This window comes from Desulfovibrio sp. JY, assembly GCA_021730285.1.
GTDB lineage: Bacteria > Desulfobacterota > Desulfovibrionia > Desulfovibrionales > Desulfovibrionaceae > Solidesulfovibrio.
On the sequence record CP082962.1, the window covers coordinates 1724116 to 1750741 of the forward strand.

The following is a 26626-nucleotide window of genomic DNA, read 5'->3' on the forward strand; positions in this document are numbered from 1 at the left end:
TTTTTTGCCATGAGTGTAACCCACGACGTCGTCATTGTTGGCGCTGGACCGGCTGGAGCCACGGCCGCCCAGGTCCTGGCGCAAAAGGGCGTGACGGTCCTTTTGCTGGATAAGGCGGAATTTCCCCGGGACAAACTGTGCGCCGGGCTTTTGACCTGGAAGGCGGTGGACGTGCTGGAGCGCGTCTATGGCGATACGGCCGAGGGGCTTTTGGCCTCGGGCGTGTTCGATTCCGCCTCGCCCGGCTATCGCATCCGTTTCCGGGAGCGCACCATCGCTTCCGGGGAGATGTTCTATCCGTTTCATTTCACCATGCGCCGGGTGTTCGACAAGCACCTGCTCGACCGGGCCGTGCGGGCGGGGGCGCAGGCGCGCCTCGGCGAGGCGGTGACCTTCGTCGATCCGGCGACGGGCGTGGTCCGGCTGGCCGGGGGCGAGGCGTTTCGCGCCAGATATATCATCGGCGCGGACGGCGTGGCCAGCGTGGCGCGCCGGGCCTGTCCGTTCGACGCGGCAGCCTGGAAACACGGCATGGGCGGGGCCATGGAGTTCTACCTGCCTTATGACGACCCGCGTCTGGCCGGCGCGGCCCACGAGGACCTGCGCGCGCCGTATCCCACGGTCTATGCCGGCTTTTTGCGGGCCGGGTATGGCTGGGTATTTCCGCACAAGGAAAAGCTCGCCATCGGCATCGGCGGCCACAGCCTGCTCCATGGCAAGGAATTTCGCAGCAAGTTCCGCGACTTTCTGGACTTCCTGGGCCTGCCCCGGGAGCTTGCCGACGCCTCCAGGGGGCATGGGCTCCCGTACGGCAATTATCTGGCCAAGCCCTGGCACGACCGGGTGCTTCTGGCCGGCGACGCGGCCGGGCTGGTGGAGACGCTTTTCGGCGAAGGGATCTATTATGCGCTGCGAAGCGGCGAGCTGGCCGGCGAGGCCGTGGCCGACGCCCTGACCCGGGGCGTGGACCCGGCTGTCCCGTATGGCAAGGGGCTAAGGCGCGACATTTTGCCCGAGCTTGTCTGGTCGCGCAAACTGCGCCGCGTGCTCTACGCCAGCCAGTCCTGGGGATTTTTGCCGCTTTTCTGCTTTGTCCGGGGCGGCGGGCGGCTGCTTGGCGAGATGGTGCACGGCGTGCGTTCCTATCGCTTGCTGTTGCGTCGGGCCAAGGGGCCGCAGGAGTCCGGATGCGTCGGGCGGTGACGGGCGCGAAGCGCTCCGGGATCGTGGCCATGTGCCGCCTGCTGTTCGTGGCGGCGCTTATGGCGCTTGCCGTTCTGGCCGGATGCGCCGGCACGGCCAGGAAACGGCCCGCGCCCCGGCCCACGCCCACGGGCTTTTCCTCGGCCGACGAGAAAAACGTCCACGACTTCGTGGCGCAGTATCCGAATGCCGTCATGCGCGGCGACGTCCCGGCGCTGATGCGCCTTTATACTGAAGACGCCAAAATCGTGCCGCTTTTGGGCGGGGTGATCCGTCCGATCCGGGCCGGGGAAATGAAAAAACGCCTGCCCGGGGTGGTGGCCGAGGAGCGCCGGGTGGGGCTTCGCGTCGTCTTCCACGAACCCATGCACATCGAGGTCAGGGGGGAGCGAGCGTCGGTGCGGCTGGTGGCGTCGCTGGCCTGGAAGGACAAGGGCAAGGAACACAAGGCGAAGCTGAACTGCTTTTTCGGGCTCGTTCAGGACGAGCACTACATCTGGCGCATCAAGGAGGCCCACGGCGAACCGGTCAAGCAGGACTTCGCCCTGCCGCAGCAAAAAAAACCGCTGCCCCCACGCGATGCCAAATTGCGCCGGCCCAGGACCAAGCCGCTCATCATCAAGGGCGAGTCGGAAAAGGTGGTCAAACCTGCGCCACCAAAAGCGCCGCCCGCCCCAGAAGACACGGAGCAACAGGCTCCGCCGGCGCAAGCCCCAGACGTCGACAAAGGCCCGCAACCCCTTTTCTGAGCACGAAATCCCGGTAGTTGCGGTAATGCTCCCCTCCGGCCAGCCTTTCGGCCAGGGGCACGAGCAACCCCGCCATCCCGCCGGTCGTCGCGGCCGTGTAGTCGACCAACAGCAGGCTCCCGCCCGGGCGCGTCACCCGCATCATCTCACGGACCATGGCCAGCCGGTCGGGCTCGGCGTTTTCGTGCAGGGCCAGGGTGATGCAGGCCGCGTCGAAGGTCGCGTCGGCAAAGGCCAGCCGCCGGGCGTCCATGCGGGCGAACGGGGCGTTATTTCCGGCCGCCTTTCGGGCCACGGCCAGCATGGCCGGCGAGGCGTCGACGCCAAGGGCGCGCAGCCCCGCCCGGCGCAGCGCCAACGTTTGCCGGCCCGTGCCGCAGCACACGTCCAGCACGCGGCGCGCCCCGAGACGGGTGGCCGTGTCGCACACCAGCCGGCGGATGGGATCGAGAAAAAGCGCCGTGGCCGGGTCGTAGCCCAGGGCCATGAGGCGGTAGGGATCGCCGACGCTCAATGGTTGCGGCCGAATATCTCGGTCATGGCCCGGAGCCGGGCCGCGAGTCCGTCCTCGAACTGGTCCTCTTCCGCCCGCCAGCCCCAGTTGCCCTTGGCCACGGACGGCATGTTCATGCGCGCCCCCTCGCCGAGGTTGAGCAGGTCCTGCATGGGAATCACGGCCGTTGCCGCCGCGCTGCCCATGACCAGCCGAATAAGCTCCCAGGACGCCTGTTCCGGCGCGATCTCCCGGCCAAGATAGGCGTACAGGGCGGAGAGCCCCTCGGGACCGGCCTCGCCGCTCCGCGCCCAGCCCAGCGTGGTGTTGTTGTCGTGGGTGCCGGTGTAGGCCACGCAGTTGCGCCCGTAGTTGTGGGGCGCGTCCCGGTTGGCGGCAATGCCCGGTCCGAAGGCGAATTGCAGGATCTTCATGCCGGGAAAGCCGAAGGCGGCCATCAGCTCGCGCACCTCGGCCGTGATGACGCCGAGGTCCTCGGCGATAAGCGGCAGCGAGGGGAACCGGCGCAGCATGGCCTTGAAAAGCTCCATGCCCGGGGCCTTGACCCAGGTGCCGCGCACCGCGGTCTTCTCGCCGGCCGGAATCTCCCAATAGGCCTCGAAGCCCCGGAAATGGTCCAGCCGGATGATGTCGTAGACGTCGAGATTGTGGCGTATGCGGTGCATCCACCAGTCAAAGCCCGTGCGCTCGTGGGCCGGCCAGTCGTAGACCGGATTGCCCCAGCGCTGGCCCGTCTCGCTGAAATAATCCGGCGGCACCCCGGCCACGAAGACCGGCCGTTTGTCCTCCCCGAGCTTGAAAAGGCCCGGATTGGCCCAGACGTCGGCGCTGTCCTGGGTCACGTAGATGGGCATGTCGCCGATGACCTGGATGTCGTTTTCCAAAAGATGCCGGCGCAAGGCCCGCCACTGGGCAAAGGCCAGATACTGCACGAAACGCAGGTACTCGATCTCCTCGGCCTGCCCCTCCCGCACCTCCGCCAGCGCCTCGGCCCGGCGGTCGCGCAGGGCCTGCGGCCAGTCGGCCCAGCCCTGGCCGCCGCGTTCGCGCTTGATGGCCCGGAAAAGCGCGTAATCGTCGAGCCAGTGGGCCGCGTCGTGGCAGAAAACGGCAAAGCCCGCGTCCGCCGCCAACCGTTCCCGGTTTCCGGCGAAGGCCCGGCGCAACAGTCCGTCCTTGTAGATCTCCGCGCCCTCGTAATCGGCCACGCACGGCTTGTGCTGCACATAGCCGCCCTCGATGTCGGCCGTCTCCAGCCAGCCGTCCGCCGCCATCTGCTCGGGACTGATCAGCAACGGATTCATGGCAAAGGCGGAATCGCTGCTGTATGGGGAATTGCCGATAAAGGTCGACGTGGGCGTCAGCGGCAATATCTGCCAATACGACTGGGCCGCCTTGGCCAGAAACCGGGCGAAACGCCGCGCCCCGGGGCCGAAATCGCCAATGCCGAACCGCGACGGCAACGACGTGATGTGCATCAACACGCCACTGGCTCTACGCTGCATGTGGACTCCTTTGCTGGGAGGAGGAGAGGATGGGGAGAGTGCGGGGGAGGGAACCCCTTTTTGCAAAAAGGGGTTCCCTCCCCCGCGCCCCCTCCCTCCCCCAAAACTCCTCAAGGGGTGTCGTCAGGTCTTGCATGCTTACCATGACGGTTTTGCGCTTTGGGGGCAACTTCCCTGCAGATCTCGGTTCGGTGGGTCGCTTGCGACCCACCGCATAATGGGGGTCCGGGGGAGCCGTGCTCCCCCGGCGGGGCCTGGGGCGGAGCCCCGGTCTCATCGCTCCCCTTCCCTATAACACATCCAATCGCGACAGGTCCGGCACGGACAGGGCGTCGAGGGACGGCGTGGGGCCGAGGACCACGATGGCGGCGTTCTTGGCCGCGGCGTCGAGGGCTTCGCCGAATTCCCGGAATTGCCGGATGCTGGCGGCGAGCACCTGACCGCGCATGGCGGCGCGGATTTCCGGCGTGTCGCCCACGAGCCGGCGCACCATGGCCACATGTCCCTTGGTGTCGGGCAGCATGTGGGCGTCGATGTCGCCGATGGTGCCGATGATCGCCCGGGTCATCTCCTCGGCGTCCAGGGACGCCTCCATGAGGTAGCGCCCGGCCTGGCGGAAGGTGTCGATGGTGGCGTCGGTGTTGGGGTCGCGGTAGGAAACGAAGACGACCTGTCCCGACAGCCGGTCCAGGGAGCAGAACGCGCCGTAGGCGCCGCCACGCACCCGCACGCGGTCCCAGAGATAGGCCATGCGCAGATGGCGGGCGGCCACGAGGTTGGCCCCGTCGAAGGTCCAGCCCGTTTTGGACAGGTCGAGGCCGACGCCGACGTAGTGGACCTGGGCCGGGATGGCGATGCCTTCGGCCGACGGCACGTCGGGCCGGCTCCAGGCGGCCGGGGCGGGCCTGGCGGCGGGCAGGCGGTTTATGAGCCCGGACACGGCGGTTTCCGTCATGGCCATATCGGCGGGGGAGACGGTCAGGCCGGCAATGGTTCCCTCGCGGGTCAGCACCACGTCGCGCAGGGTCTCCAGGTCGCGGCGCACGGCGTCGTAATCCGTGTCGATGCGGTCGATGAGCGCGCGCAGATAGAAGAGCTGGGACACGCCGCGCATCCGCTCGCCGACGCTCCCGGCCAGGGAGTAGCGGGCCCGCAGCCGCGAACCGGCCGTGGCATGGCCGGCCGGGCCCAGCCGGCGTTCCAGGCGCGATTTGGCCTCGATGGCCATCTGGGCGAAGCGTTCCTTGTTGCCGAAATCCGTGCCGCTGATGAGTTCCTCGAGGATGTCGAGAAACTCCTGCGTTTTTTCCAGGGTGGCCTTGCCCCGCAGCACCAGCCGGGCCAGAGCGTCATCGGGACCGGTCCCCACGCGGCTGGAGACCAGCGCCTCGCGGGAGATGCCGCCGGTCTTGGCCGCGATGCGCCGGGTAAGGCTCACGGCGTCGGTGCGGTCGGTGCCGAGCTCCAGAAGCGCCCGGCCGAAAAGCGGCACCAGGGGAACGAGGTGATCCGGCACGCCGCCGAGGGGAAACGCCAGGTCGAGGTAGGCGATGCCGGCGGTCTCCAGGGGATGGAGAAACAGGGAGACCGGGCCGTGTTCCCGGACCTCCTGGGGAATGGGGGCTTCGTCGATGGGCAGGTCGCCCAGGGCGAGGTTCGGTATCGTGGCCAGGGCCTCGGGCGTATCCGGGGTTTCCTGGAGCCGGCGCAACTCCTCCTGCTCGTCGGTGATGGCCTTTTTCCCTTGTTCGTCGAGGCCGGCGGCGATGGCGTCCAGGTCCGCCCGCTCTTCGGCCAGCCGTTTGGCGTCGAGCTCGGTGTCGGGCACAAGCGACAGGGTGACGCGGTGGGGATTGTCCAGAAGGTAGGTACGGATGGCCGCTTCGAGGACCTTCTCGCCGGCGGCGATCCTGGTCTTGAGGCGCTCGAGCGGGCCGGAGAAGCGCAGCGGCGAAAGCGGGTCGCCGTCGTGGAGCCAGGTGGTCAGCGCGCGCAGCATGAGGGACAGGCCGCGCGGAAACGAGCCGGTGTTGTTTTCCCGCAGCGCGAATTCCAGGGCGTTGACCCCGGCTTCCACGGCATCGGGCGGCAGGCCGGAATCGGCCAGCCAGGCGAGCGTGCCCTGGATGAGCTTTTCCACCTCGGGGCTCGTGCCGGTCTTGATGCCCTTGAGCCCCACGGAAAAATACATCTGGCGCAGCTCGGTTTCCAGACCGGCGCCGGCCAGGTCCTCGCCCAGGCCGCTGTCGAGCAGCGCCTTGCGCAGCGGCGAGGAGGGCAGGCCGATCAGCACATGCTCCAGGACTTCGAGGGTGAGCACGAGATCCTGGTCCACGGTTTCCGGCAACAGCCAGTTGACGGTGACAAATCCCCGGTCGGCCTGGCCCGGGGCGGCGGCGTAGGGCATCTCCTTGTCGCGGGGCGCGGTGAAGGGGACCTGGACCGCGACGTGGGAATCGACCGGCCGGGCGTCGAAACGGCTGAAATAGTCGTCCAGGATGCGCAGCCGCTCGTCCGGGTCGTCGTCGCCGGAAAAAAAGGCCCGGGCGTTGGACGGGTGGTAGTAGGTCTCGTGGAAGGCCTTGAACTCCTCGTAGGTGAGCGTCGGGATCACCTTGGGATCGCCGCCGGAATCCACGCCGTAGGTGGTGTCCGGAAAGAGCAGGCGCTGGGAGAACTCGCCGAGCACGGAATCGGGCGAGGAGTAGACGCCCTTCATCTCGTTGAACACCACGCCGCTGCGCGTCAGTTCCCCGGGCTCGTTCCACTCGAAGTGCCAGCCCTCCTGGAGAAAGACATGGCGCGGGATACGCGGGTAGAACACGGCGTCGAGATAGACGTCTATAAGGTTATGGAAGTCCGTGAGGTTGGTGGAGGCCACCGGATAGCAGGTCTTGTCGGGATAGGTGAAGGCGTTGAGGAAGGTCTGCAACGACCCCTTGAGCAACTCCACGAAAGGTTCCTTGACGGGATACTTGCGTGAGCCGCAAAGCACCGAGTGCTCCAGGATATGGGGCACGCCGGTGGAGTTGCCCGGCGGCGTACGGAAGCTTATGCCGAAAACCTTGTTGGCATCATCGAGGCAGAGCGACAGGACTTGCGCCCCGGTGCGGTCATGACGGGCCAGGATGGCCCGGGCGGCGTATTCGTCGAGCGTTTCGTCGCGAAGGACGGTGAAACCGAAAGTGGGGGACATCGTTTCTCCTGCGTTAGGCGTTGGGCTCCGGCCAATTTCGAGCCGGACGATTTTTTTCTACACTTTTAAGGGAAAGATGCTATAGCAGCATCGTGACCGGCCACGGGTCCCGGCCGGCTTGGCAGGGGAAAGGAGCGCATCCACTTGCGCTTGCTTGCAAAAAGCACTATAGCTTTAACCGGAGACCAGAGGGAAGCTTCCCGGCAGTCGTTTTTTCCCAACTATTTGGGAGATATCCGGGAGGCGGGGGTCCGTGCCCTCGCGGGCGGGCCCTGTTTTTTGCGACGAAAGAGGGTGTTTTTTTGGCAAAGGTGAATCTCATTTCACTTGCTCCGAGGAGGGAGTTATGAACAAGAAACTTCAGATTTTGCTGGTGGCTGTGGTCGCCCTGCTGCTGGGCTTCAGCGGCCCGGCTATGGCGAAGAAGCAGGTTCCCAAGGTCGATAACTTCATTTATTTTATCGACCATTCGAGCTCCATGGCCTTCTCCTACAAGGGGCAGCGCTATGTGCAGTTCGGCGGTGTTTCCAAGATCATGATGGCCAAGTCCCTGGCCCGTGAGCTCAACAAGATGACCCCCGAGCTCGGCTACAAGGCCGGCCTGTACACCTTCGCCCCGTACAAAGAGTACGCCGCGATGGCTCCCTACAGCCAGGCCACCCTGGGCGCCGCCATCGAGAAGATCTCCACCGACTACAGCGTCTACGGCCGCATGACCCCCATGGGCCGTGGCCTGGAAGACCTGGACAAGCTGCCGCTGTCCACCCTGTCGGGCAAGACCGGCGTGTTCATCTTCTCTGACGGCGACTCCAACTGCGGCGTCGACCCCGTTGCCGTGGCCCAGTCCCTGAAGGCCAAGTACGGCGACAACCTGTGCTTCTACATCGTCGACCTGTCCGACAGCAAGCATGGCCAGCAGGTGCTGAAGGCCATCGCCGCCATGGGCAAGTGCAACTGCATCGAGCTCGGCGAAGAGCTGCTTCGTAACGAAGCCGCTCGCGAGCGCTTCCTCGAGTGCTCCCTGTACGAGTGGATCGAAGACGAAATCGTCGTCTTCCGTAGCATCTACTTCGACTTCGACAAGTACAACATCAAGCCCGAGTTCGTGCCCGTCCTCGAGGAAGGCACCGCCATCATCAAGTCCAAGCCGGCCATGAAGGTGATCCTCGAAGGCAACACCGACAGCATCGGCTCCGCCCAGTACAACATGAAGCTCGGCCAGCGCCGCGCTGACTCCGTCAAGGCCTTCTTCGTGAAGAAGGGCATCGACGCCAGCCGCATCGAGGCCATCAGCCTCGGCCTGACCGATCCGGTCGCCACCAACAAGACCGCTCAGGGCCGCGCCCTGAACCGCCGGTGCGTGATCAAGTTCAAGAGCATGTAAGCGGGACGTAACCCGTCTCCCTGGCCAGACGCCCTCCGGGGCGTCTGGCCTTGTATTTTGAACGGAGCACTCGGATGCCAAGCGCCAGAACCTGCATCGCCTTCGCGTTCGTTCTCGCCGTCCTGCCTGCCTCCGCCTGGGCCGGCGTCAACGTCTACCCCGCTGATGGCCCTGCCCCCACGCTACACGTGGAAGAGCCCAAGCCGCTGGAATACAAAGTCCAGAAGGGTGATTCCGTGGCGGCTATCGCCAAAAAATTTTCCATCAACTCCAAGGAGTTGATGCAGGCCAACAAGCTGACCGATGCGCGGAAGCTCAAGGCCGGACAAACACTGAAGATACCGGGTAAAATAGCTGCCCCGGCCGCCGCGCCCGCCGTTGCGGCCAAGGCCCTGCCTGCCGCCGGCAAGAAGTCGGCCAAGACGGTCGAAGCTGCCCCGGCCCCCGCTCCCATCGTTGCCGACGCCGCCGCGCGCAAGGCCGGCAAGAAAGGCATGATTCTCGATCCGGGCGTGGACGAAAGCACCCCGGTCAGAGGTAAAAAAGGCAAGAAGGGCAAATACGCCCCCGCACCCGTGGTTGCGCCGCCACCCATCGAAGTCACCGAAAAGATGCGGGCATCCTTCGGCAAGACGGGCGTTATTTCCAACAACACCGACGTGCCCCAGAACATCCGCGACGAATTTCTGACGTATGCCCGGAAGTGGGTGGATGAGCTCGACAGACTCGGCGTCGGCACCATCACCAACAAGAAGATCAAGCAGGTCGGCGACCACTGGGAAGCCAGTTACCGGGTCATCATCCGGGAATCCCTGGGAGCCGAAGTCAAGCGCGTCCAGTACGAACATACGCCCTATGTGGGCCACATCACGTATTTGCAGCGCGTCTATACATGCGATGCGCCGACCAAGCAGGCCGCCCTGGCCGGACCGTTCACCTCCAAGGACGAGAACATCCGCGAGATTTTCAGCTACTCCGCCAAGAAGAAAGCCTGGCGCTAGTTTGCTGCGGGAAGAGTGGTGATGATGCGAGAGGGGGACCCTTTTTGAAAAAAGGGTCCCCCTCTCGCGCTCTCCCCTCCCAAAAACTTTTAACGGTGACAGGTTGTTATCGTTAAAAGTCTTTGGAAAGGGGGGCTGGGGGGAAACCTTTCTTCAGAAAGGTTTCCCCCCAGGTCTGCTCCTTCCAAAAGTCTTCAGGCAGCCTCAGCGGCGACGGGGTTTCGCAGCACGCCGTAGCCTTCGAGTTCGATTTCGCAGACGTCTCCGGGTTTGAGGAAGACGGGCGGGGTGCGGGCAAAGCCGACCCCGGACGGCGTGCCGGTGACGATGACGTCGCCCGGAGCCAGGGTCATGGCTTCGGAAATCGAGGCCACCAGCGTGGCCACGTCGAACAGCATGTCCGCCGTGGACGCTTCCTGCATGATCTCGCCGTTGACCGACGCCGACAGGCGCAGGCCCTTCGCCCCGGGGGGCAGCTCGTCGGTGGTGCACAGTTCGGGGCCGAATGCGCCTGTATTGTCGAAATTCTTGCCCAAAAACCACTGGCTGGAGCGAAACTGGTAGTCGCGGACGGAACCCTCGTTGAAAAGGGCGTATCCGGCCACGTGGGCCAAAGCGGCCTCGGCCGGGATGTGCCGCCCGCCGATGCCGATGATCGCGGCCACTTCGGCCTCGAAATCGAGTTTTAGGGATACCCTTGGCCGTATCAGGGGCGCGTCGTGGCCGATGAGGGTCGTGGCCATGCGTCCGAAGAAGACCGGGTGCTCGGGCAGGCTTTGGGGGTCGATCTCGATGGCGTGGTCCACGTAATTGAGCCCGACGCACAGGATCTTGTCCGGATGCGGCACCGGCGGCAGCAGGCGAACGGCGGAAAACCGAAGTTGCGCATGGGACGGCGCGGCGTCCGCGGCGTCGGCGGCGGCGGCAAGCCCGGCATCGCCCAGGGCCAGCAGGGACTTCATATCCCGGGGCAGTTCCGGGGCGGCAATGGCCAGATCGACAAGGATATCGCCCAGCCGTACCCCGAGGCGCGGACCGTCGGCATGGGAAAAGGTGACAAGACGCATGGCCCCTCCTTTACGGCGACTGTGGGACTGTAGAGGGGGTGGCGGCGCGGCGTCAAGGACAAGGCCGAAAACAGCGCCTTACACGAACGTCATGCTTGTTTGAGGGGGAAAAGCGAGGGCGGATGCGAGAGCCGGCCCAAGGCCAAAAATGAGGCCTCTCAGCGCCCCTGGGGCAGGGACTGGGCGCTTGAAAGCTCCGAAAGCACGGTCAAAAGGGCCATGCCGCGAAGATCGGGCAGGGACAGCGAGGACGAGAGCTTTTCCAGCAGGTTGGTCTTTTTCTTGGGGCCCTTGAGCAGGGGAACGTCGCCGGTCAGGCCGGTTTCCTTTTTCAGGTAATCCACGGCCTCTTCCTGGCCGCCGAGCTCGTCGACAAGGCCGAGTTCCATGGCGCGCGCGCCGGTCATGGCCCGGCCGTCGGCAATGGCCGCGATGGCGTCTTTGGCCAGCTTGCGCTGTTTGGCCACATCGCCGGAAAACTGCTTGTTGAGGTCGTCGATCAGGCCCCTAAGATAGGCGCGCTGGTCGTCGGTCAGGGGTTTGAAGGGGCTGCCGGCGTCCTTGAGCTTCCCCGTGGTCAGGGATTCGAAGTCGATGCCGAGTTTCTGCAGCAGATCGCGCACGTTGGCGAACTGGGTCATGACCCCGATGCTGCCGGTGATGGTGCCCGGATTGGCGAAGATGCGCCCGGCCGGGCAGGCGGCGTAGTAGCCGCCCGAGGCGGCGACAGCGGAGAAAGAGGCCACGACGGGCTTGACCGCGCCCAGCTTTTTGACCGCCATGTACATTTCCTGGGACGGGCCGAAAGCCCCTCCCGGGGAATTGACGCGCAGCACCACGCCTTTGACCGATTTGTCGTCGCGCAGCTTGCGGATAAAGGCCACCACCTCCTCGGCGTCGATGATGGGGCCTTCGATGCGCACCACGCCGATGCGTGGCTCGGCCGCGCCGAAAAGGCTGTCGCCTTCCGCGTCATGGCCAAAGACGCCGCAAGCGGCCGCGATCCCCAAAACAAGGATCACGGCCGCCACGGCTATGGCCAGCCCGAAGAGGCCCGGGCGGCGTGAGGCAAAGGATTGGCTAGTGCTGGGCATCCTCTTCCAACTTCTGGCGGAGCAGTTCACCGAGGTTGCTGCCCGTGTCGGACGGGCCGGCGGTGCGGAACTCCTTGGCCTTGCGCTTGTCCTCCTCGTCCTTGATGGACTTGATGGACAGGCCCAGGCGGCGTTCGTCAGCGCTGACGTGGATGACCTTGGCTTCGATCTCGTCCCCTTCCTTGTACAACTCGGCCGGGGTCTTGACCTTCTTGCGGCTGATCTCCGAGACGTGGACCAGGCCTTCGATGCCTTCCTCGACCTCGACGAACAGGCCGAAGTCGGTGATATTGGTCACCGTGCCCTTGACCATGGCGCCGACCGGGTAGGTGTCGGGCACGCGGGTCCAGGGATCTTCGGACAGCTGCTTGATGCCGAGGGTGAACTTCTCGTTTTCCTTGTCCACGGTCAGGACCTTGGCCATGACGATATCGCCGGACTTGAACATCTCGCCGGGGTGGCGGACTTTCTTGGTCCAGGAGATGTCGGAAACGTGGATCAGGCCGTCGATGCCGTCCTCGATGCCGATGAAGATGCCGAATTCGGTGATGTTTTTCACCGAACCCTCAAGGATGGTGCCCTCGGGGTACTTCTCGGCCACGATATCCCAGGGGTTGGGCCGCACCTGCTTCATGCCGAGCGAGATGCGCTTCTTCTCGGGATCGACGGAAAGGACCACAACTTCGACTTCGTCGCCGACGTGGACCATCTGGCTCGGGTGGCGCAGCTTGCGGGTCCAGGACATCTCGGAGATGTGGACCAGACCCTCGACGCCGGCCTCGAGTTCGACGAAAGCGCCGTAGTCGACCAGGTTGGTGACCTTGCCGGTAAGGCGGGTACCTTCGGGGTACTTGCCGGCAATGTTTTCCCAGGGGTCGGACACGAGCTGCTTCATGCCGAGAGAAACTTTCTGCTTCTCCTGGTCGAAGGACAGGACCTTCAATTGCAGTTCGTCGCCGAGGTGCACAAGCTCCTTGGGGTGCTTGATGCGCTTCCAGGACATATCGGTGATGTGCATGAGCCCGTCGAGGCCACCGAGGTCGACGAACACGCCGTACTCGGTGATGTTTTTCACGCGGCCGGTGACGACCTGGCCTTCCTCGAGGGTCTTGAGCAGATCCTTGCGCATGGAATCGCGACGTTCTTCGAGCAGCACGCGCCGCGAAACGATGACGTTGCTGCGGCGGCGGTTGATCTTCAGAACGCGGAATTCGAACTCCTGGCCGACCAGGGCGTCCATGTCGGGCACGGGCCGCAGGTCGACGTGGGAGCCGGGCAGGAACGCTTCGACGCCACCAAGGTCGACGGTGTAGCCGCCCTTGATGCGGCGCACGATCCGACCGCTGATGACATCATCTTTTTCCTGGATTTCCTCGAGCTTATCAAAAAGCTGCATCCGCTTGGCCCGTTCGCGGGACAAGTAGATGGTGCCTTCGGATTCGTTCTTGGAGACGACGTAGACGTCGATCTGGTCGCCGACGGCCACTTCGAGTTCGCCGGCGGCGTCTTGGAATTCACTGACGGGGATCTGGCCTTCGGACTTGAAGTTCACGTCGACGAGGACGTGCTCCTTACCGATACGCACCACGACGCCCTGGGTGATGGAACCTTCTTCCAGGTCGCCGAAATCCTCATTGAGGTAATTTTCGAGAGCGTCCTCGAAGTTGACTTCCATTTCCGAGTTAGGGTTAGCATTCATTTCCGGGGTTTTGTCCATGAGTTGACCTCCAACACGATCTATCCCTGTGAAAAGGATTTTAGGTCGTAGCAGAAAGATCGGGGGGGCACAACTCCAATATCCCGGTGTTTCCTGGCAAAAAAAGGCGCCCGCAAGTCTGGGTCCTGTGCCGGGAAGAACGATAAAGGACGCTTCGCCTGCTGGTTGCGGCGAAAAACCCGAGTGGGCCGGTCAGCAATAGTCGGGCAGGACCGCGCGCAGCAGGTCCATACCGCCCCAGGCGGTAAAAAGCGCCGTTGCCCGCGTTTCCACTTCCGACCGGTCGAGGGGCCAGCCCGCCGCTGAAGTCGTAGCGTCGCAAGAGGTAACATTTCAAAAAAATAAAAGATTTAGGAAGGGGAGAGCGCGAGAGGGGAGAACCCTTTTTAAAGGGTTTCCCCTCTCGCATCATTCCTCGTTCCTAATTCTTCTTCTTTTTCATCTAGCTCAGCGCCACCAAGTCGTAGTCCTTGGTTTCCTCGATGGTGGCGGTGACCATGGCTCCGGGCGCGACGCCGGGGCCGCTGACGTACGTTACCCCGTCGATCTCCGGGGCCTGGAACCAGCAGCGGCCGATGTGCAGCCCGGGCCATTCGCCGTGGACCGCGTCCACAAGCACTTCCTGCTCGCTGCCGGCGTATTGTTCCAGGAGTTCGGCGCTGATTTCCTTTTGGGCGGCCATGATCGCACCCACGCGGCGTTCCTTGACGTCCCGGCGTACCTGCCCCGGCATGGTCGCTGCCGGGGTGCCGTCCTCGCGGTGGTAGGGGAAGACGCCCACGTGCATGAGCCGCGTGCGCTCGACAAACGCGAGCAGGGCCTCGAAATGGGCCTTTTTTTCGCCCGGCAGCCCCACGATGAAGGTGGAACGCAGGGCGGCGTCCGGAAAGTGCTTGCGCACGCGGGCGATAACCGTGTCCGCGTCCGCCGCCTTGGGCCGGGCCATGGCGGCCAGCATCTCCGGGTGGACGTGCTGGAAGGGAATGTCGAAATAGGGCACGAACGGCCGCCCCGCGCCGGCCAGGAAAGAGAGCAGGGAATCGGTCACGCCGGACGGGTAAAGGTAGAGCAGGCGCAGCCAGGAAAGCCCGGGCAGCGGCAGGAGCTTTTCCAAAAGCGCCTTGAGGCCTTCCTTCATGCCGAGGTCGCGCCCGTAGGCGGTCACGTCCTGGGCCACCAGCACCAGCTCCTTGGCCCCCTGGTCGATGAGCCCCCTGGCCTCGGTAATAAGCCCGTCGATGGGCCGGCTGGCCAGTTTGCCCCGGATGGCGGGGATGGTGCAGTAGCGGCAGGCGTGGTCGCAGCCCTCGGCGATCTTGAGATAGGCGTAGGACGGCGGGGTGCTGCTTTGGCGTCCGGCCGGCGCGGCGGTCTCGGCCCCGAGCTCGCTGGCCAGGCGGCCTGGGATCAGGTCGAGTTCGCTTGGCAGTCCCCAGATGTCCACCTCGGGGAGATCGCGCCGTAGCGTATCGTCGAACCGGGCCGGCAGGCAGCCCATGACCGCGAGTTTGGGCTTCGGGGAAAGCTCGCGGATGGTATCGGCAAGCTCCAGGATGACGGCCACGGATTCCTCCACCGCCGGGGCGATGAAGGCGCAGGTGTTGACCACGATCAGGTCGGCGGCGGCCGGGTCGTCGACCATGGCCGTGCGAAAGGGCAGGGCGCCCAAGGCCGTCTCGGTGTCCACGCGGTTCTTGGGACAACCAAGGCTTACGGCGTGAACCTTGTATGTGTGGGCCATGATGTGGCTTCCGTCCTTGCGGGCAATGTCTGGCCGGGCTACCATGGGCGGTGCCAAATGGCAAAACCGCCGGCAGCGGCCGGCCAGGAGGGGCCATGAGCACCGACCCCGAACTGCCGCCACGCCTTTGTCTTTTTGGCGACGGCCGACAACTTCTCGATTGTTTCGAACTGGTCCGGCAGGCGGGCGTGCGCGGTCCGGGCAGCGCCTTCGACGGCATGGAGCTTGCCGCCGCCCCGGCCGACGGCGACGCGACCCCGGCCGGACAGGCCCGGGAACTGGGCATCGGCTGGAGCGACGACGTCATGGTCCTGCTCCAAAGCGCGTCGCCGGGGCTGCTCGTGCTTGTCACCGACGGCGCGACCCTGCCGTGTGCGCTGCCGGGCGGCTGGCGCATCCTGTCGCCCGACGATGCCCGTCTGCTTTTTACCGTGGCCTCGCGCGCCGCCGCCGTCCAGGCCTGCCGGCCGGACATGGCCCGGGCCAGACGCCTGCTGGCCAACCTCTTCGACAATATGGACGACGAGATCGCGCTGCTCGCCCCGGATGGGACGCTCCTCGACGCCAACGCGAATCTGTCCAGACGGTTGGAGCGGCCCCGGGAGGAACTCGTCGGCCTGCCGGCGCGGGAGGCTTTTCCGGATTTTCCGGACCTGGACGCTCCCGGGGAGGCGGGCGCGCCTTCTGTCCATGCCGCCCTGGCCGCCGGGCGCAAGGCCAGCCGTGACGGCTCGCGGGTCGACCGGCGGGGACGGTTGCGTTATTTCCGCACCGCGTTCTACCCGGTGCCCGGCCCCGCCGGTCGACCGGACCATGTGGCCGTGCTGCGCCGCGACATCACCCACGATGTCTTTCTGGAGCGCCGGCTGCAAAAATCCGAGCGTCTGGCCGCCATCGGCGAACTGTCCATGTTTATCTCCCACGAGATCCGAAATCCGCTTTTCGCCATTGCCGGCTTTGCCAACGCCCTGCTGCGGGCCAAGGACCTGGGCGAGGCCAGCCGTGAAAAGGCCTCCATCATCCTGTCCGAATCCCGCCGCCTGGACGAAATTTTGAAGGACATCATCAATTTCGCCCGCCCGACCGTGTCCAGGCCCGGCGAGGTCGACCTGGCCGATGTGGCCCGGCGCACCATGGCGCTCATGCGCCACGCCCTGGAAAGCCAGGGCATCGCCGTCACCCTCGACCTGTCCCCGGATGCCCCGGTAGCCCGGGGCGATCCCGAAACCATGACCCAATGCCTGGTCAATTGCCTCAAGAACGCCATGGAGGCCATGCCGGACGGCGGGCATGTCACGGTGTCCACGGAGCTGCGCGACGGCCGCGCCCGACTGTCCGTCTCCGACGACGGACCCGGCATCGCCCCGGATATCCTGCCCCGGGTGTTCAACCCCTTTTTCACCACCCGGGACAAACGCGCCGGCCTGGGGCTCGCCATGACAAAAAAGATACTGGAAGACCTGGGCGGCAGCGTGGAACTGGAAAGCGTCCTGGGGAAAGGCACCACAGTGGCCCTTTCCCTGCCCCCATACCTGGAACTGTCCCCCGAGGAGGTTTGATGGACAGGCTCGTCCCGGCCGCGCCGACCCAAGTGGTGCTGGCCACCCGCAACAAGGGAAAAATCAAGGAATTAAACGCGCTGCTCGCCCCGCTTGGCGTGCGCGTCATCGGGCTCGATGCCTTTCCGGACATCGGCGAGATCCCCGAGACCGGGGAGACGTTTCTGGACAACGCCCGGATCAAGGCGGACGCCGTGTGCCGGGCCACCGGCCTCGTCAGCCTGGCCGACGATTCGGGGCTGTGCGTGGACGCGCTTTCCGGCGCGCCGGGCGTGCACTCGGCCCGCTTTTCCGGCGAACACGCAAACGACGCCGCCAACAACGCCAAGTTGCTCGCCGCCATGGCCCATGTGCCCGAACGCGACCGGACCTGCCGCTTCGTTTCCGTGGTCGTTGCCGCCTGCCCCGACGGCCGGGAGCTGACGGCCGAAGGGACCTGGGAAGGCCGCGTTCTCGCCGCCCCGGCCGGGAACGGCGGCTTTGGCTACGATCCGCTCTTTTTCGACCCCACCCTCGGCAAAGCCGCGGCCGAGCTCACGCCCGAAGAGAAAAACGCCCGCAGCCATCGCGGCAAGGCCCTGGCCAGACTGGTCGCGGCCTGGCCGGGATTTTGGGGAGAGAAGTAAGGGATAGAGGGTAGATGATAGAGGATAGAGGGGAGAGGGAGGAGGTCGGCGGCAGGAGCGGGGCGCTGCCCCGGGCCCCGGCAGGAGAGGCTCCGCCTCTCCTGCACCTCACCGCCGGGGGGCTTGATGCCCCCCGGACCCCCCTTTACCGGGTTGGGATGGGGGGAGTGGTGGTGTTGTCGGGAGGCGGAACACGACGTTTGTCGCCGCGATCGGCCCGGCGACACGAGGCGCCTCAGCGCCTCGACGCCGGACGCGATCGCGACGACAAGGCGCGCCAGCGGCGAAGCGCCGCATGGAAAGACGAGGAGTGGGGAAGGCAGGGAGAGTGACGGTAATCTCGCACGAACGGGAGGACGCCATGACCAAGTCGTATCTGCTGTGCAAGTGCACCGGGGAAGACCGGATTCCCCTGGTGGTCTTTACCGCCGATAACGTCGACGAGGCCCGCGAGGCCCCGACATGGCTGCGGCGCAAGCACCCGGACCACCCCGGTCTGCGACTGGAACCCGGGGAATTCTTCGAAATCCTGGAGAAGGACCTTTGCCCCGCCGACGAGTGGGACGCGGCCCTGGCCCGCATCCATGCCGAAAAGCCGGCATCGAAGCAGTCCTGACGGGCCGCGTTCCGATCTCCCGTGACGGCGGGCGAAAAACTACGGCATGCGCAGGTAGCGGGCGTCCATCCAGCCGGGAACGCCGGAATCCGACACCACGATGCGCGCCCAGCCGCTTTGATATTCATAGACCCGCACGGCCTGGCCACGGTAGACCACGGTCCGCACATCGCAGCCCGGCGACGGGCAAATCCGTACATTGACCGAGTCCGCGCCGACCACGCGCACGTACCCGGCCGGCGGCGGCGGCGTCAGGTCGATGGAGACGCTGCATCCCACGCCAAGGACCGTCAGCAACAGCAGCAGCCCCAAGGTGTTTGCAATTTTCGCTTTCATGGCTCCCCCTCGTGATGCTTCGCGGCATTTTGTGTTTTATGCCTGACGCAGGGCTCTTTGTCCAGGAATTCCTTGACTTTTTTCCAATATGATGGCTTTTCAAAGAACATGAAGCTGACCGTCGTTGTGGACAACAATACACTGATCGATCATTATCTGCTCGGTGAACCCGGGTTTTCCCTGCTGTTGCATGACGGCGGCCGGCAGGTGCTGTTCGATTGCGGCTATTCCGACGTGCTGTGCCAAAACGCCGCCCGGCTCGGCATCGATCTGGGCGAGCTCGACGTGGTCGCCCTGTCCCATGGCCACCTGGACCACACCTGGGGCCTGGCCCATCTGCTTTCCCTTTTCAACGACCGCGCCTGCGAGGGCCGTATCGGCTCGCGCCCCTTGCTCGTGGCCCACCCCGAGGCCTTTTTGCCCAAACGCGTCAGCGGCATGTTCATCGGCTCCATGGTGTCCGAGGCCGCCCTGGGCGACCATTTCACCATGCGCCTGACCCGCGAGCCCCTGCGCCTGACGGATTGGCTCTTTTTCCTGGGCGAGATTCCCCGCCGCATCCCCTTCGAAGCGCCGACGCCCCTTGGCGTGCGCGTAACGCCCAAGGGCGCGGTCCCGGACCTGCTTCCGGACGATTCCGCCCTGGCCTATCTTGGGGAAAAAGGCCTCGTCATCATCACCGGCTGCGCCCATGCCGGCATCTGCAACATAGTCGCCCACGCCCGGGAAGTGACCGGCGAACGGCGCGTGTCCGCCATCATCGGCGGCCTGCACCTGCACGACGCCGCACCCGACCGCATCGATGCCGTGGCCGCCTGGCTGGCCGAGGCCGGCGTTGCCGCGCTCTACCCCTGCCACTGCACCGGATTCGCCGCCACCCTGGCCTTAAGCAGGGTCCTGCCCGTAAACGCGGTCGGCGTGGGCTTATCTCTTATTTTCGAGTAACCTTCTCGCATTCCCGGGAAGCCCTTTTGGCAAAACGATGGCCGGGGTTTCCCCCATTCGCGGCAAGGCCGCAAAGGAGATGCGCTAGCATGTGGGACGCCAAGCCGCCCAGACACGATGTTTCCCGCTTAACCGACCAGGACGTGTACCTCTTCAAGCAGGGCAACCATTTCGACCTGCCGGACAAGCTCGGCTCCCAGGCCATGACCGTGGAGGACGAGCCGGGCGTCCACTTCGCGGTCTGGGCTCCCAACGCCAAGGCCGTGTCCGTGGTCGGGGACTTCAACGGCTGGGAGCCCGGAAGGCACCTCATGGCCGCCCGCCCGGACGCCTCGGGCATCCACGAATGCTTCATCCCCGGCCTTGGCCAGGGCACACACTACAAATATCATATCGAGTCGAGCGTGGGCGATTATCGCGCCGACAAGGGCGATCCCTACGCCTTCTACTGGGAAACCTCGCCGAGCACCGCCTCCATCGTCTGGGACCTCGACTACCAGTGGAACGACGCGGCCTGGATGGCCTCGCGCCACGAAAAAAACGGATTTTCCGCGCCGATTTCCATCTACGAGGTGCACCTCGGCTCGTTTAGGCGCGTCCACGAGGACCGCTACCGGTCGCTGTCCTACCTGGAGATGGCCGACCATCTCACCGAACACGTGCTGCGCTGCGGTTTTTCCCACGTGGAATTCCTGCCCATCATGGAGCACCCTTTCTTCGGCTCCTGGGGCTACCAGACCCTTGGCTACTTCGCCCCCACCAGCCGTTTCGGCTCGCCCCAGGACTTCATGACCCTGATCGACAGGCTCCACCAGAACGGCATCGGCGTCGTCCTCGACTGGGTGCCCTCCCATTTTCCCACCGACGGCCACGGCCTGTCCTTTTTCGACGGCACCCACCTCTACGAGCATGCCGACCCCAAAAAGGGCTACCACCCGGACTGGAACTGCTACATCTTCAATACCGGCCGCTACGAGGTCCGCGAGTTCCTCATCTCCAGCGCCCTGTTCTGGCTCAAGAACTACCACGTCGACGCCCTGCGCGTGGACGCCGTGGCCTCCATGCTCTACCTCGACTACTCCCGCCGCGAGGGCGAATGGATTCCCAACATCCACGGCGGCCGGGAGAACCTGGATAATATCGCCTTCCTGCGACGCCTGAATGAAATGGTCTACAGCCGCTTCCCCGGCTGCGAGACCATGGCCGAGGAATCCACCTCCTGGCCCATGGTGTCGCGGCCTCCCTACCTCGGCGGCCTCGGGTTCGGCATGAAGTGGAACATGGGCTGGATGCACGATACCCTGAACTACTTCTCCCGCGACCCGATCTTTCGCAAATATCACCACGGCGAACTGACCTTCAGCATCTGGTACGCCTTTTCGGAAAACTTCATCCTGGCCCTGTCCCACGACGAAGTGGTCTACGGCAAGGGCAGCCTGCTCGGCAAAATGCCCGGCGACGACTGGAAACGCTTCGCCAACCTGCGCCTGCTCTACGGCTACATGTTCGGGCATCCCGGCAAGAAGCTGCTTTTCATGGGCGGCGAATTCGCCCAATGGCAGGAATGGAACCACGACGCCGAACCGCAATGGGAATTGCTCGATTCCCCGCCACACCAGGGCGTCATGCAATGGATCGCGGACTTAAACCGGGTCTACAAGGAAGAAACCGCCCTGCACCAGCGCGATTTCAAGCCCGAAGGCTTCGAGTGGATCGACTACCGCGATGCCGAAGCCAGCGTTCTGGCCTTTCTGCGGCGCGGCAAGGCCCCGGGCGACGTGCTGCTCGTGGCGCTCAATTTCACCCCCGTGCCGCGCGAAAACTACCGCATCGGCGTGCCCGTCCCCGGCTTGTGGACCGAACTGCTTAACAGCGACTCCAAACTCTACGGCGGCTCGGGCATCGGCAACGCCGGCGCGGTCATGGCCGAGGAAATCGAAAGCTTCGATCACCCCTATTCCCTTAATCTCACCCTGCCGCCTTTGGGCGTCGTGTTTCTGCGTCCGGCCCGGTGAGGGATGATGATGCAAGCATGAGGCAAGGAGGCGGGGGTGCGGGGGCAGAGCCCCTGCCTCTTCCCTGGCCGCTCGTCAATCCGCCCAGACGACGCGGTTGCGGCCGGTGCGTTTGGCTTTGTAGAGGGCGGCGTCGGCGGCGGCGAGCATGTTTTCGATGGAGCCTTTGGGCTTGTCGCACAGGCCGATGCTGATGGTGACGCCGACGGAGAGTTTGCCGGCTTTGGCTTTGGAGCGTTCGATGCTGTTGCGCAGGTCGTTGAAGGCGCTCTGGGCTTGCTGTCCTTCCAGCCCCATGGCCAGCACGCAGAATTCCTCGCCGCCGAGGCGCGCCACGATGTCGTGGCCGCGGAAGCGGGTGGACAGGCCGTGGGCCACGTGTTTGAGCACCTCGTCGCCCACGGCGTGGCCGTAGCTGTCGTTGACCTTCTTGAAGTGGTCGATGTCGAGCATGGCCAGGGTCATGGGTTCTTCGCCCCGGGCCAGCCGGTTGTAGCGGTCCTTGGATGTCTCGAAGAAGTGCCGGCGGTTGTAGAGGCCGGTCAGCGGGTCGCGGATGGAGGTCTCGCGCAGTTTCTGGATGTATTCGAGCATTTCCAGGTTCTGGGTGACCCGGCAGTAGAATTCCTCGCTGGAGAAGGGCTTGTTGAGGAAGTCGTTGGCCCCGTTCTTGATGAACCGGGCGGAGAGGATGGTGTTGCCGTAGGCGGAGATGCCGATGACGGCCACTTCGTCCTTGCGTTTGCGGCGTCGTATCTGGCGGGTGAGTTCCACGCCATCCATGCCGGGCATGAAGTAGTCGCTGATGACGACCTTGATTTCGGGATGGCGTTCCAGCACGGACAGGGCCAGGGGGCCGTCGTCGGCCTCGTGGACGATGAATTCGTGGGCGGTGAGCAGGCGCACGAGGTGGTTGCGCACGGTCTGGGAGTCGTCGGCGACGAGGATATGGACGAACTTGTTAAGCGAAATGCGCCGCACGAGCGAGCACAGGTAATCGAGGCTGTCCGGGGATTCCTTGGACACGTAGTCCACGACCTTCTTGGCCCAGACGCGGTCGCGGACTTCGGATTCCACGTCGCCGGTGAAGACGATGGAGGGGACGCCCCGGGAGATGACGTAATCGACGATGCCGCCGTCGGGACAATCCGGGAGGTGCAGGTCGAGCAGGGCGACGAAGAACGTGTCATTGTCCGGATTTTCTTCCAGAATGTAGCGGGCTTCTTCGAAATTCGAGGCCCAGCAGACATTGAAGAACAGTTCATCCTCGATCTTGCGAATGAGAATGCGGGCAAAGACCTTGCTGTCTTCGACGATAAGTACTTTTTCCATGCGGGAACAACCGACCGGCACGGGACTACATGAACCCATGATAGTCGAGATCGGCCTGAAAGGCCAGTTGCGGGGCAGGTTATTTTACCAACGTGTCTTGCGTTCGCCGCATAAGCGACGGTAGGGTGCCGAAAACCGGATTGCAAGGAGGGGATATGCGGTGGGGAGTTCTCTTGGCGGCGCTGGTCGTGGTGATGGCTTCGGCACAGGTGACGTTGGCCAAACGGGTGGATGGGTTTGCCGGAACGGCTTTCGGCAGTCGGCTCGATACGCTGCCGTCGTTTATGACGCTCAAGACGGTGGGTGATATTGCCTACGCCGTCAACCTCAATGAATCCTATAGGCTGGCCGGCAAGGCTCCGGTGGTGTTCTACGGGTTTGTCGGGGGAAAGATGTTTGCGGCGTATGTGCGCCTCGACGGCATCATCAACCATGCCGTGCTGGCCAAACAGCTCACCGCCGAGTTCGGCAAGCCTTCCATCGTGACGGAAGGCGGCACGGAGATCCTGCGCTGGCGCAAGGGCGACCTCAAGGTCAAGCTCAAGTTCGATCCGGCGACGGGCGACCTCAAGCTCGCCTATTATTCCATCACGTACGGCTCCCCGGCGGCCATGGTCCTGGTCGAGCCGGACGCCGTCGATCTCGACGAACTGGCCCGCGCCTACGAAAAGGACAAGATCGCCAAGGGCGTCACCCTGCCCAAGGCCCCGTCCCGCAAGTGGTATTCGCCCGATGGCGTCTCCGATCCGACTCGCACTATCCCTGGCAAGTGAGGGGCCGCGCGCGCTGACGGGCGAGCCAGTCAGCGCCCTGCTGGAGCGGCTGCCCGAGGGGGTGGCGGTGCTTGACGCCTCGCGCGCCTTTGTGCGGGGCAACGCCATGGGCCGCCAGCGTCTGGGGGCGGCCGGAACGGCCTGCCACCTGGAGCTTTTCGGTCGGGACGCGCCGTGTCCCGGCTGCCCGTGCGCCGGCGGCGTCGCCCCTGTCCAGGCGGCGCGGGCGGTTTGCGTCCGTCTGGCCGGGGACGACGGTGCGCCGGCGGGCGTGGTGTGCGTGTTTTCCCAGACCCTGGGCTCTTTTGATCCGGGGCGGCTGGTCGAGGTGGTCGAAAGCGCCTTCGCGGCCGTGTTCGTGGTGGACCGCGACTTCCGTTTTCTGTTCGTCAACCGGGCGTTCGAACGGCTGCATGGGCGGGAGCGTCGGGAGCTTCTTTCCCGGCCCATGGCGGACTGCGTCGACGCACGGGCCTTCGCCCGCTTCCGGGCGGCGGCCCTGGAGGTGTTCGATTGGGGCGCGGTGCGGGAGGACGAGGTGCGCCACACCGTCGACGGCCGCGAACGGAATTTTCAGACCACGCTCATTCCGCTGGCCGGAGAGGGGGGGGCGGTGAACGCCGTGTGCTGCACGCTCACGGAGATCACCTCGCATCGCAAGGCGGAGCGGGAACTCGACGCCAGCCGGCGTCGCTACCAGGCCATCGTCGAGGACCAGACCGAGCTGGTGGTGCGCCTCGATGCCCGGTTGCGCCGGATCTTCGTCAACCGGGCCGTGGCCAGGTCCATGGGCCGCCCCGTGGAAGAGCTTCTCGGCGGCCTGTTCCTGGAGAGCGTGCCCGAGAAGGAGGGGCAGGCGCTTCGGGCCCGCATCCTGGCCCTGACGCCGCGCGCCCCGGTGGTGGACATCCGCCATATGCTCACCCTGCCCGACGGCCACCAGCGCTGCCTGCACTGGACGGTGCGGGCCATTTTCGACGAAGCCGGGCGTGTGGGCGAATACCAAGCCATGGGCCGCGACGTGACGGCCTATTGGCGCATGGAGCGGGAGCTTGTCCGCAGCGAGGCCAAGTACCGCGACATTTTCGAGCATTCGGCCGAGGGCATTTTCCAGTTCGATCCGGACGGGGCCATGGCCGCCTGCAATCCCGCCCTGGCCCGCATCCTCGGCTACGCCTCGCCCGAGGAGATTTTGCTGGAACAGGGGGATCTTTTTTCCCGCATCCAGGCCCGGCAGCAGGACCGGCTGGAGTTTCTGCGCCAGCTGGCCCAGCGCGGCCGGGTGTTCGATTTCGAGATGCAGGTGGTGCGCCGCGACGGCCGGGCGGTCTGGGTGTCCATCAACGCCCGGGCGGTGCTCGACGAGTCGGACCGGTTGCTGCGCGTCGAGGGCGCGGCCCGGGACATCACCGACCGCAAGCGGGCCGAGGAGGAGCGCATGCTGCTGGTCTCGGCCGTGGACCAGAGCGCCGAGGGGCTGGTCATCGTCGGTCGGGATTTCCGCCTGGAATACGCCAATCCGGCCTTTGCCCAGATTGTCGGCGGCGGCCAGGGCGGGTCGAGCTGGCTGGACCTGGAACGCCATCTCGGCACCTTTCTCGGCGAATCGGTGCGCAAGATGCTGGGGCTTGGCCTGCGCTGGTCGGGCCGGGTGCGCCTGCCCCGTCCGGGCGGGGAGGAGGGCGTGGCCGAGACGCTCATTTCCCCGGTGCGCGACGCCGCCGGCCAGATCGCCAACTACATCCTGCTCGTGCGCGACATGACCTACGAGATGGGCCTGGAAAAACGGCTGCGCCAGGTGGAAAAGCTCGAGGCCATCGGCGTTCTGGCCGGCGGCGTGGCCCACGACTTCAACAACATCCTGACGCCCATTTTGCTCAATACCGAGATGATTCTGGCCGACATCCCCTGGAAGGACCCGCTGCGAAAGCCCCTGGCCGACGTGGTGCGGGCCTCGGAGCGGGCCAGGGACCTGGTGCGCCAGCTGCTCACCTTCAGCCGCCAGGGCGAGCTGACCGTGGGGCCGCTGCCCCTGACCCCGCTGGTCAAGGAGACGCTCAAGTTGGCCCGGGGCATGATCGACCAGCGGGTGGAGATCCGCCAGCGGGTCTCCGAGCTGGCGCTCACCATCGAGGCCGATCCGGCCCAGATCCATCAGGTGCTCATGAACCTGTGCCTCAATGCCGCCCAGGCCATGCCCGAGGGCGGGGTGCTGGAGGTGGGGCTTATCGCCATACCCGAGCCGCCGCGTCCCCTCGGGCCGTGCCTCGCCGCCGGCACGCCGCTGACCGAACTGCCGTCCGGGCCGTACGCCAAGCTCTGGGTTTCCGACACCGGGCACGGCATGGCGGCGGACATCTGCGACCGCATTTTCGAGCCTTTTTTCACCACGAAGAAACCCGGCCAGGGCACGGGCATGGGCCTGGCCGCGGTGCACGGCATCGTCAAGGGCTGCGGCGGGGCGGTGCTGGTCACGAGCGCCGTGGGCCGGGGAAGCGTTTTCGAGGTGTTTTTCCCCCTGATTCCCCGGCCCGGGGCCGCGGACGTCAATTGATGGGCACGTTGAGCAGGTCGTAGCCCTTCCAGCCCGGGCCGTCGAAATGCCACCATTCCGAGGGCAGGGGCTCGAATCCTTCCTTGGCCATGGCCGCTTCCAGCCGCTTGGCGTTGGCCCTGGCGGCCGGGTCGCCGCCGGTGTAGTCGCGCCGGGCCTTTTCCGTGAAATCGTCGAATCCGGACGGCATGGGCAGCGCCTTGCCCGAGGCGGTTACCAGGGTCAGGTCCACGGCCGCGCCCCGGTTGTGCTTGGACCCGGAGACGGGTTTGCCGTTTTTCTCCACGGGTTTGGCCACCCAATCCTCGTTTGGCACCAGGGCCCAGAACTTCTGCTGGATGGAAAAGGGCCGGTAGCAGTCGAAGACCTTGAGCCCGAGGCCGTCTTTTTCGAGATCCGCCTGGACCCTGGCCAGCCGTTTGGCCACGTCGGCCCGCAAGAAACAGCGGGCGGCCGGGTAGACGGCCACATGGGTGAAATTGTCCGGCGTGGCGTAGCGCATGTCGAGGCGGATGTCCGGGGCGACGGTGGTGATGTCGACCAGTCCGGCGGCCTCGGGGGTGGCGGGCCCGGCGGCCCGGGCGGCGGGGGTCAGGAAGACGGCAAGGCACAGGGCGAGCAGGGCGACGGTGCGGCGTGTCATGGCAAGCCTCCGAGTGTTTTGGCCACAATGTCGTTTGGGCCGTGAATGTCAAGGAT

21 protein-coding genes are annotated in these 26626 nt (G+C 65.2%); 11 read left to right on the plus strand and 10 right to left on the minus strand.

Features of this window, described 5'->3' with window-relative positions; all coding sequences use genetic code 11:
- The first annotated feature begins 9 nt into the window (after positions 1 to 9).
- The gene (locus K9F62_07755; protein ID UJX42550.1) at positions 10 to 1203 is read left to right on the plus strand and encodes a geranylgeranyl reductase family protein; all 1194 of its coding nucleotides are present in this window, start codon (positions 10 to 12) and stop codon (positions 1201 to 1203) included.
- On the plus strand, positions 1188 to 1952 hold the full coding sequence (locus tag K9F62_07760; protein ID UJX42551.1) for a nuclear transport factor 2 family protein: 765 nt from the start codon (positions 1188 to 1190) through the stop codon (positions 1950 to 1952). Before K9F62_07755 ends, K9F62_07760 begins: the two co-directional genes overlap by 16 nt.
- Here K9F62_07760 and K9F62_07765 read toward each other — a convergent pair.
- The 3 genes from K9F62_07765 to K9F62_07775 all read right to left on the minus strand — a co-directional run bounded on the left by K9F62_07765 (position 1846) and on the right by K9F62_07775 (position 7167).
- Positions 1846 to 2466, minus strand: a complete 621-nt coding sequence (locus tag K9F62_07765; GenBank protein ID UJX42552.1) for a class I SAM-dependent methyltransferase — start codon at positions 2464 to 2466, stop codon at positions 1846 to 1848. The two genes, K9F62_07760 and K9F62_07765, sit on opposite strands and share 107 nt — an antisense overlap.
- Positions 2463 to 3971, minus strand: a complete 1509-nt coding sequence (gene malQ, locus K9F62_07770) for a 4-alpha-glucanotransferase (GenBank protein ID UJX42553.1) — start codon at positions 3969 to 3971, stop codon at positions 2463 to 2465. The genes K9F62_07765 and malQ overlap by 4 nt, the downstream gene beginning before the upstream one ends.
- A gap of 289 nt (positions 3972 to 4260) precedes the next feature.
- Positions 4261 to 7167, minus strand: coding sequence for an insulinase family protein (locus K9F62_07775; GenBank protein UJX42554.1), 2907 nt, complete (start codon positions 7165 to 7167; stop codon positions 4261 to 4263).
- A gap of 346 nt (positions 7168 to 7513) precedes the next feature.
- Here K9F62_07775 and K9F62_07780 point away from each other — a divergent pair, with 346 nt between their 5' ends.
- Together K9F62_07780 and K9F62_07785 are read left to right on the plus strand one after the other, a co-directional pair.
- Complete coding sequence (locus K9F62_07780) at positions 7514 to 8551, plus strand: OmpA family protein (GenBank protein ID UJX42555.1); 1038 nt, start codon at positions 7514 to 7516, stop codon at positions 8549 to 8551.
- Between the two features lie 74 nt (positions 8552 to 8625).
- The gene (locus tag K9F62_07785; GenBank protein ID UJX42556.1) at positions 8626 to 9552 is read left to right on the plus strand and encodes a LysM domain-containing protein; all 927 of its coding nucleotides are present in this window, start codon (positions 8626 to 8628) and stop codon (positions 9550 to 9552) included.
- Between the two features lie 194 nt (positions 9553 to 9746).
- Here the strand turns inward: K9F62_07785 and K9F62_07790 are convergent, their stop codons facing one another.
- The 4 genes from K9F62_07790 to rimO all read right to left on the minus strand — a co-directional run bounded on the left by K9F62_07790 (position 9747) and on the right by rimO (position 15171).
- Positions 9747 to 10619, minus strand: a complete 873-nt coding sequence (locus K9F62_07790) for a fumarylacetoacetate hydrolase family protein (protein UJX42557.1) — start codon at positions 10617 to 10619, stop codon at positions 9747 to 9749.
- 158 nt (positions 10620 to 10777) lie between these two features.
- Complete coding sequence (sppA, locus tag K9F62_07795; GenBank protein ID UJX42558.1) at positions 10778 to 11713, minus strand: signal peptide peptidase SppA; 936 nt, start codon at positions 11711 to 11713, stop codon at positions 10778 to 10780.
- On the minus strand, positions 11700 to 13430 hold the full coding sequence (locus tag K9F62_07800; protein UJX42559.1) for a 30S ribosomal protein S1: 1731 nt from the start codon (positions 13428 to 13430) through the stop codon (positions 11700 to 11702). Before K9F62_07800 ends, sppA begins: the two co-directional genes overlap by 14 nt.
- A gap of 442 nt (positions 13431 to 13872) precedes the next feature.
- A complete protein-coding gene (rimO, locus tag K9F62_07805; protein ID UJX42560.1) occupies positions 13873 to 15171 on the minus strand; it encodes a 30S ribosomal protein S12 methylthiotransferase RimO in 1299 nt (432 codons plus the stop codon).
- 95 nt (positions 15172 to 15266) lie between these two features.
- On the opposite strand from rimO, the gene K9F62_07810 reads away from it, so the two are divergent.
- The 3 genes from K9F62_07810 (at position 15267) to K9F62_07820 (ending at position 17972) form a co-directional block, all read left to right on the plus strand.
- Entirely contained in the window at positions 15267 to 16730 is a 1464-nt protein-coding gene (locus K9F62_07810) for a PAS domain-containing protein (protein ID UJX42561.1), read from the plus strand.
- Positions 16730 to 17356 (plus strand): XTP/dITP diphosphatase, encoded by a 627-nt coding sequence (locus tag K9F62_07815; GenBank protein UJX42562.1) that lies wholly within the window; start codon positions 16730 to 16732, stop codon positions 17354 to 17356. The genes K9F62_07810 and K9F62_07815 overlap by 1 nt, the downstream gene beginning before the upstream one ends.
- A 361-nt stretch (positions 17357 to 17717) precedes the next feature.
- Positions 17718 to 17972 carry a hypothetical protein gene (locus K9F62_07820; protein ID UJX42563.1) on the plus strand — a complete coding sequence of 85 codons (255 nt, stop codon included), beginning with the start codon at positions 17718 to 17720 and terminating at the stop codon, positions 17970 to 17972.
- Between the two features lie 39 nt (positions 17973 to 18011).
- On the opposite strand, the gene K9F62_07825 is transcribed toward K9F62_07820, so the two are convergent.
- Positions 18012 to 18308 carry an SH3 domain-containing protein gene (locus K9F62_07825; protein ID UJX42564.1) on the minus strand — a complete coding sequence of 99 codons (297 nt, stop codon included), beginning with the start codon at positions 18306 to 18308 and terminating at the stop codon, positions 18012 to 18014.
- 108 nt (positions 18309 to 18416) lie between these two features.
- Between K9F62_07825 and K9F62_07830 the strand changes: the two genes are divergently transcribed.
- Both K9F62_07830 and glgB read left to right on the plus strand, forming a co-directional pair.
- Positions 18417 to 19253 carry an MBL fold metallo-hydrolase gene (locus K9F62_07830; GenBank protein ID UJX42565.1) on the plus strand — a complete coding sequence of 279 codons (837 nt, stop codon included), beginning with the start codon at positions 18417 to 18419 and terminating at the stop codon, positions 19251 to 19253.
- An 89-nt stretch (positions 19254 to 19342) separates the two neighbouring features.
- On the plus strand, positions 19343 to 21268 hold the full coding sequence (glgB, locus tag K9F62_07835) for a 1,4-alpha-glucan branching protein GlgB (GenBank protein UJX42566.1): 1926 nt from the start codon (positions 19343 to 19345) through the stop codon (positions 21266 to 21268).
- A gap of 75 nt (positions 21269 to 21343) precedes the next feature.
- Here glgB and K9F62_07840 read toward each other — a convergent pair whose 3' ends face one another.
- Positions 21344 to 22600 carry a diguanylate cyclase gene (locus tag K9F62_07840; protein UJX42567.1) on the minus strand — a complete coding sequence of 419 codons (1257 nt, stop codon included), beginning with the start codon at positions 22598 to 22600 and terminating at the stop codon, positions 21344 to 21346.
- Positions 22601 to 22755: 155 nt separating this feature from the next.
- On the opposite strand from K9F62_07840, the gene K9F62_07845 reads away from it, so the two are divergent.
- The gene (locus tag K9F62_07845; GenBank protein ID UJX42568.1) at positions 22756 to 23373 is read left to right on the plus strand and encodes a hypothetical protein; all 618 of its coding nucleotides are present in this window, start codon (positions 22756 to 22758) and stop codon (positions 23371 to 23373) included.
- Positions 23333 to 25927 carry a PAS domain S-box protein gene (locus K9F62_07850; GenBank protein ID UJX42569.1) on the plus strand — a complete coding sequence of 865 codons (2595 nt, stop codon included), beginning with the start codon at positions 23333 to 23335 and terminating at the stop codon, positions 25925 to 25927. The genes K9F62_07845 and K9F62_07850 overlap by 41 nt, the downstream gene beginning before the upstream one ends.
- Here the strand turns inward: K9F62_07850 and K9F62_07855 are convergent.
- The gene (locus K9F62_07855) at positions 25920 to 26570 is read right to left on the minus strand and encodes a M15 family metallopeptidase (protein UJX42570.1); all 651 of its coding nucleotides are present in this window, start codon (positions 26568 to 26570) and stop codon (positions 25920 to 25922) included. The two genes, K9F62_07850 and K9F62_07855, sit on opposite strands and share 8 nt — an antisense overlap.
- Between the last annotated feature and the right edge of the window lie 56 nt (positions 26571 to 26626).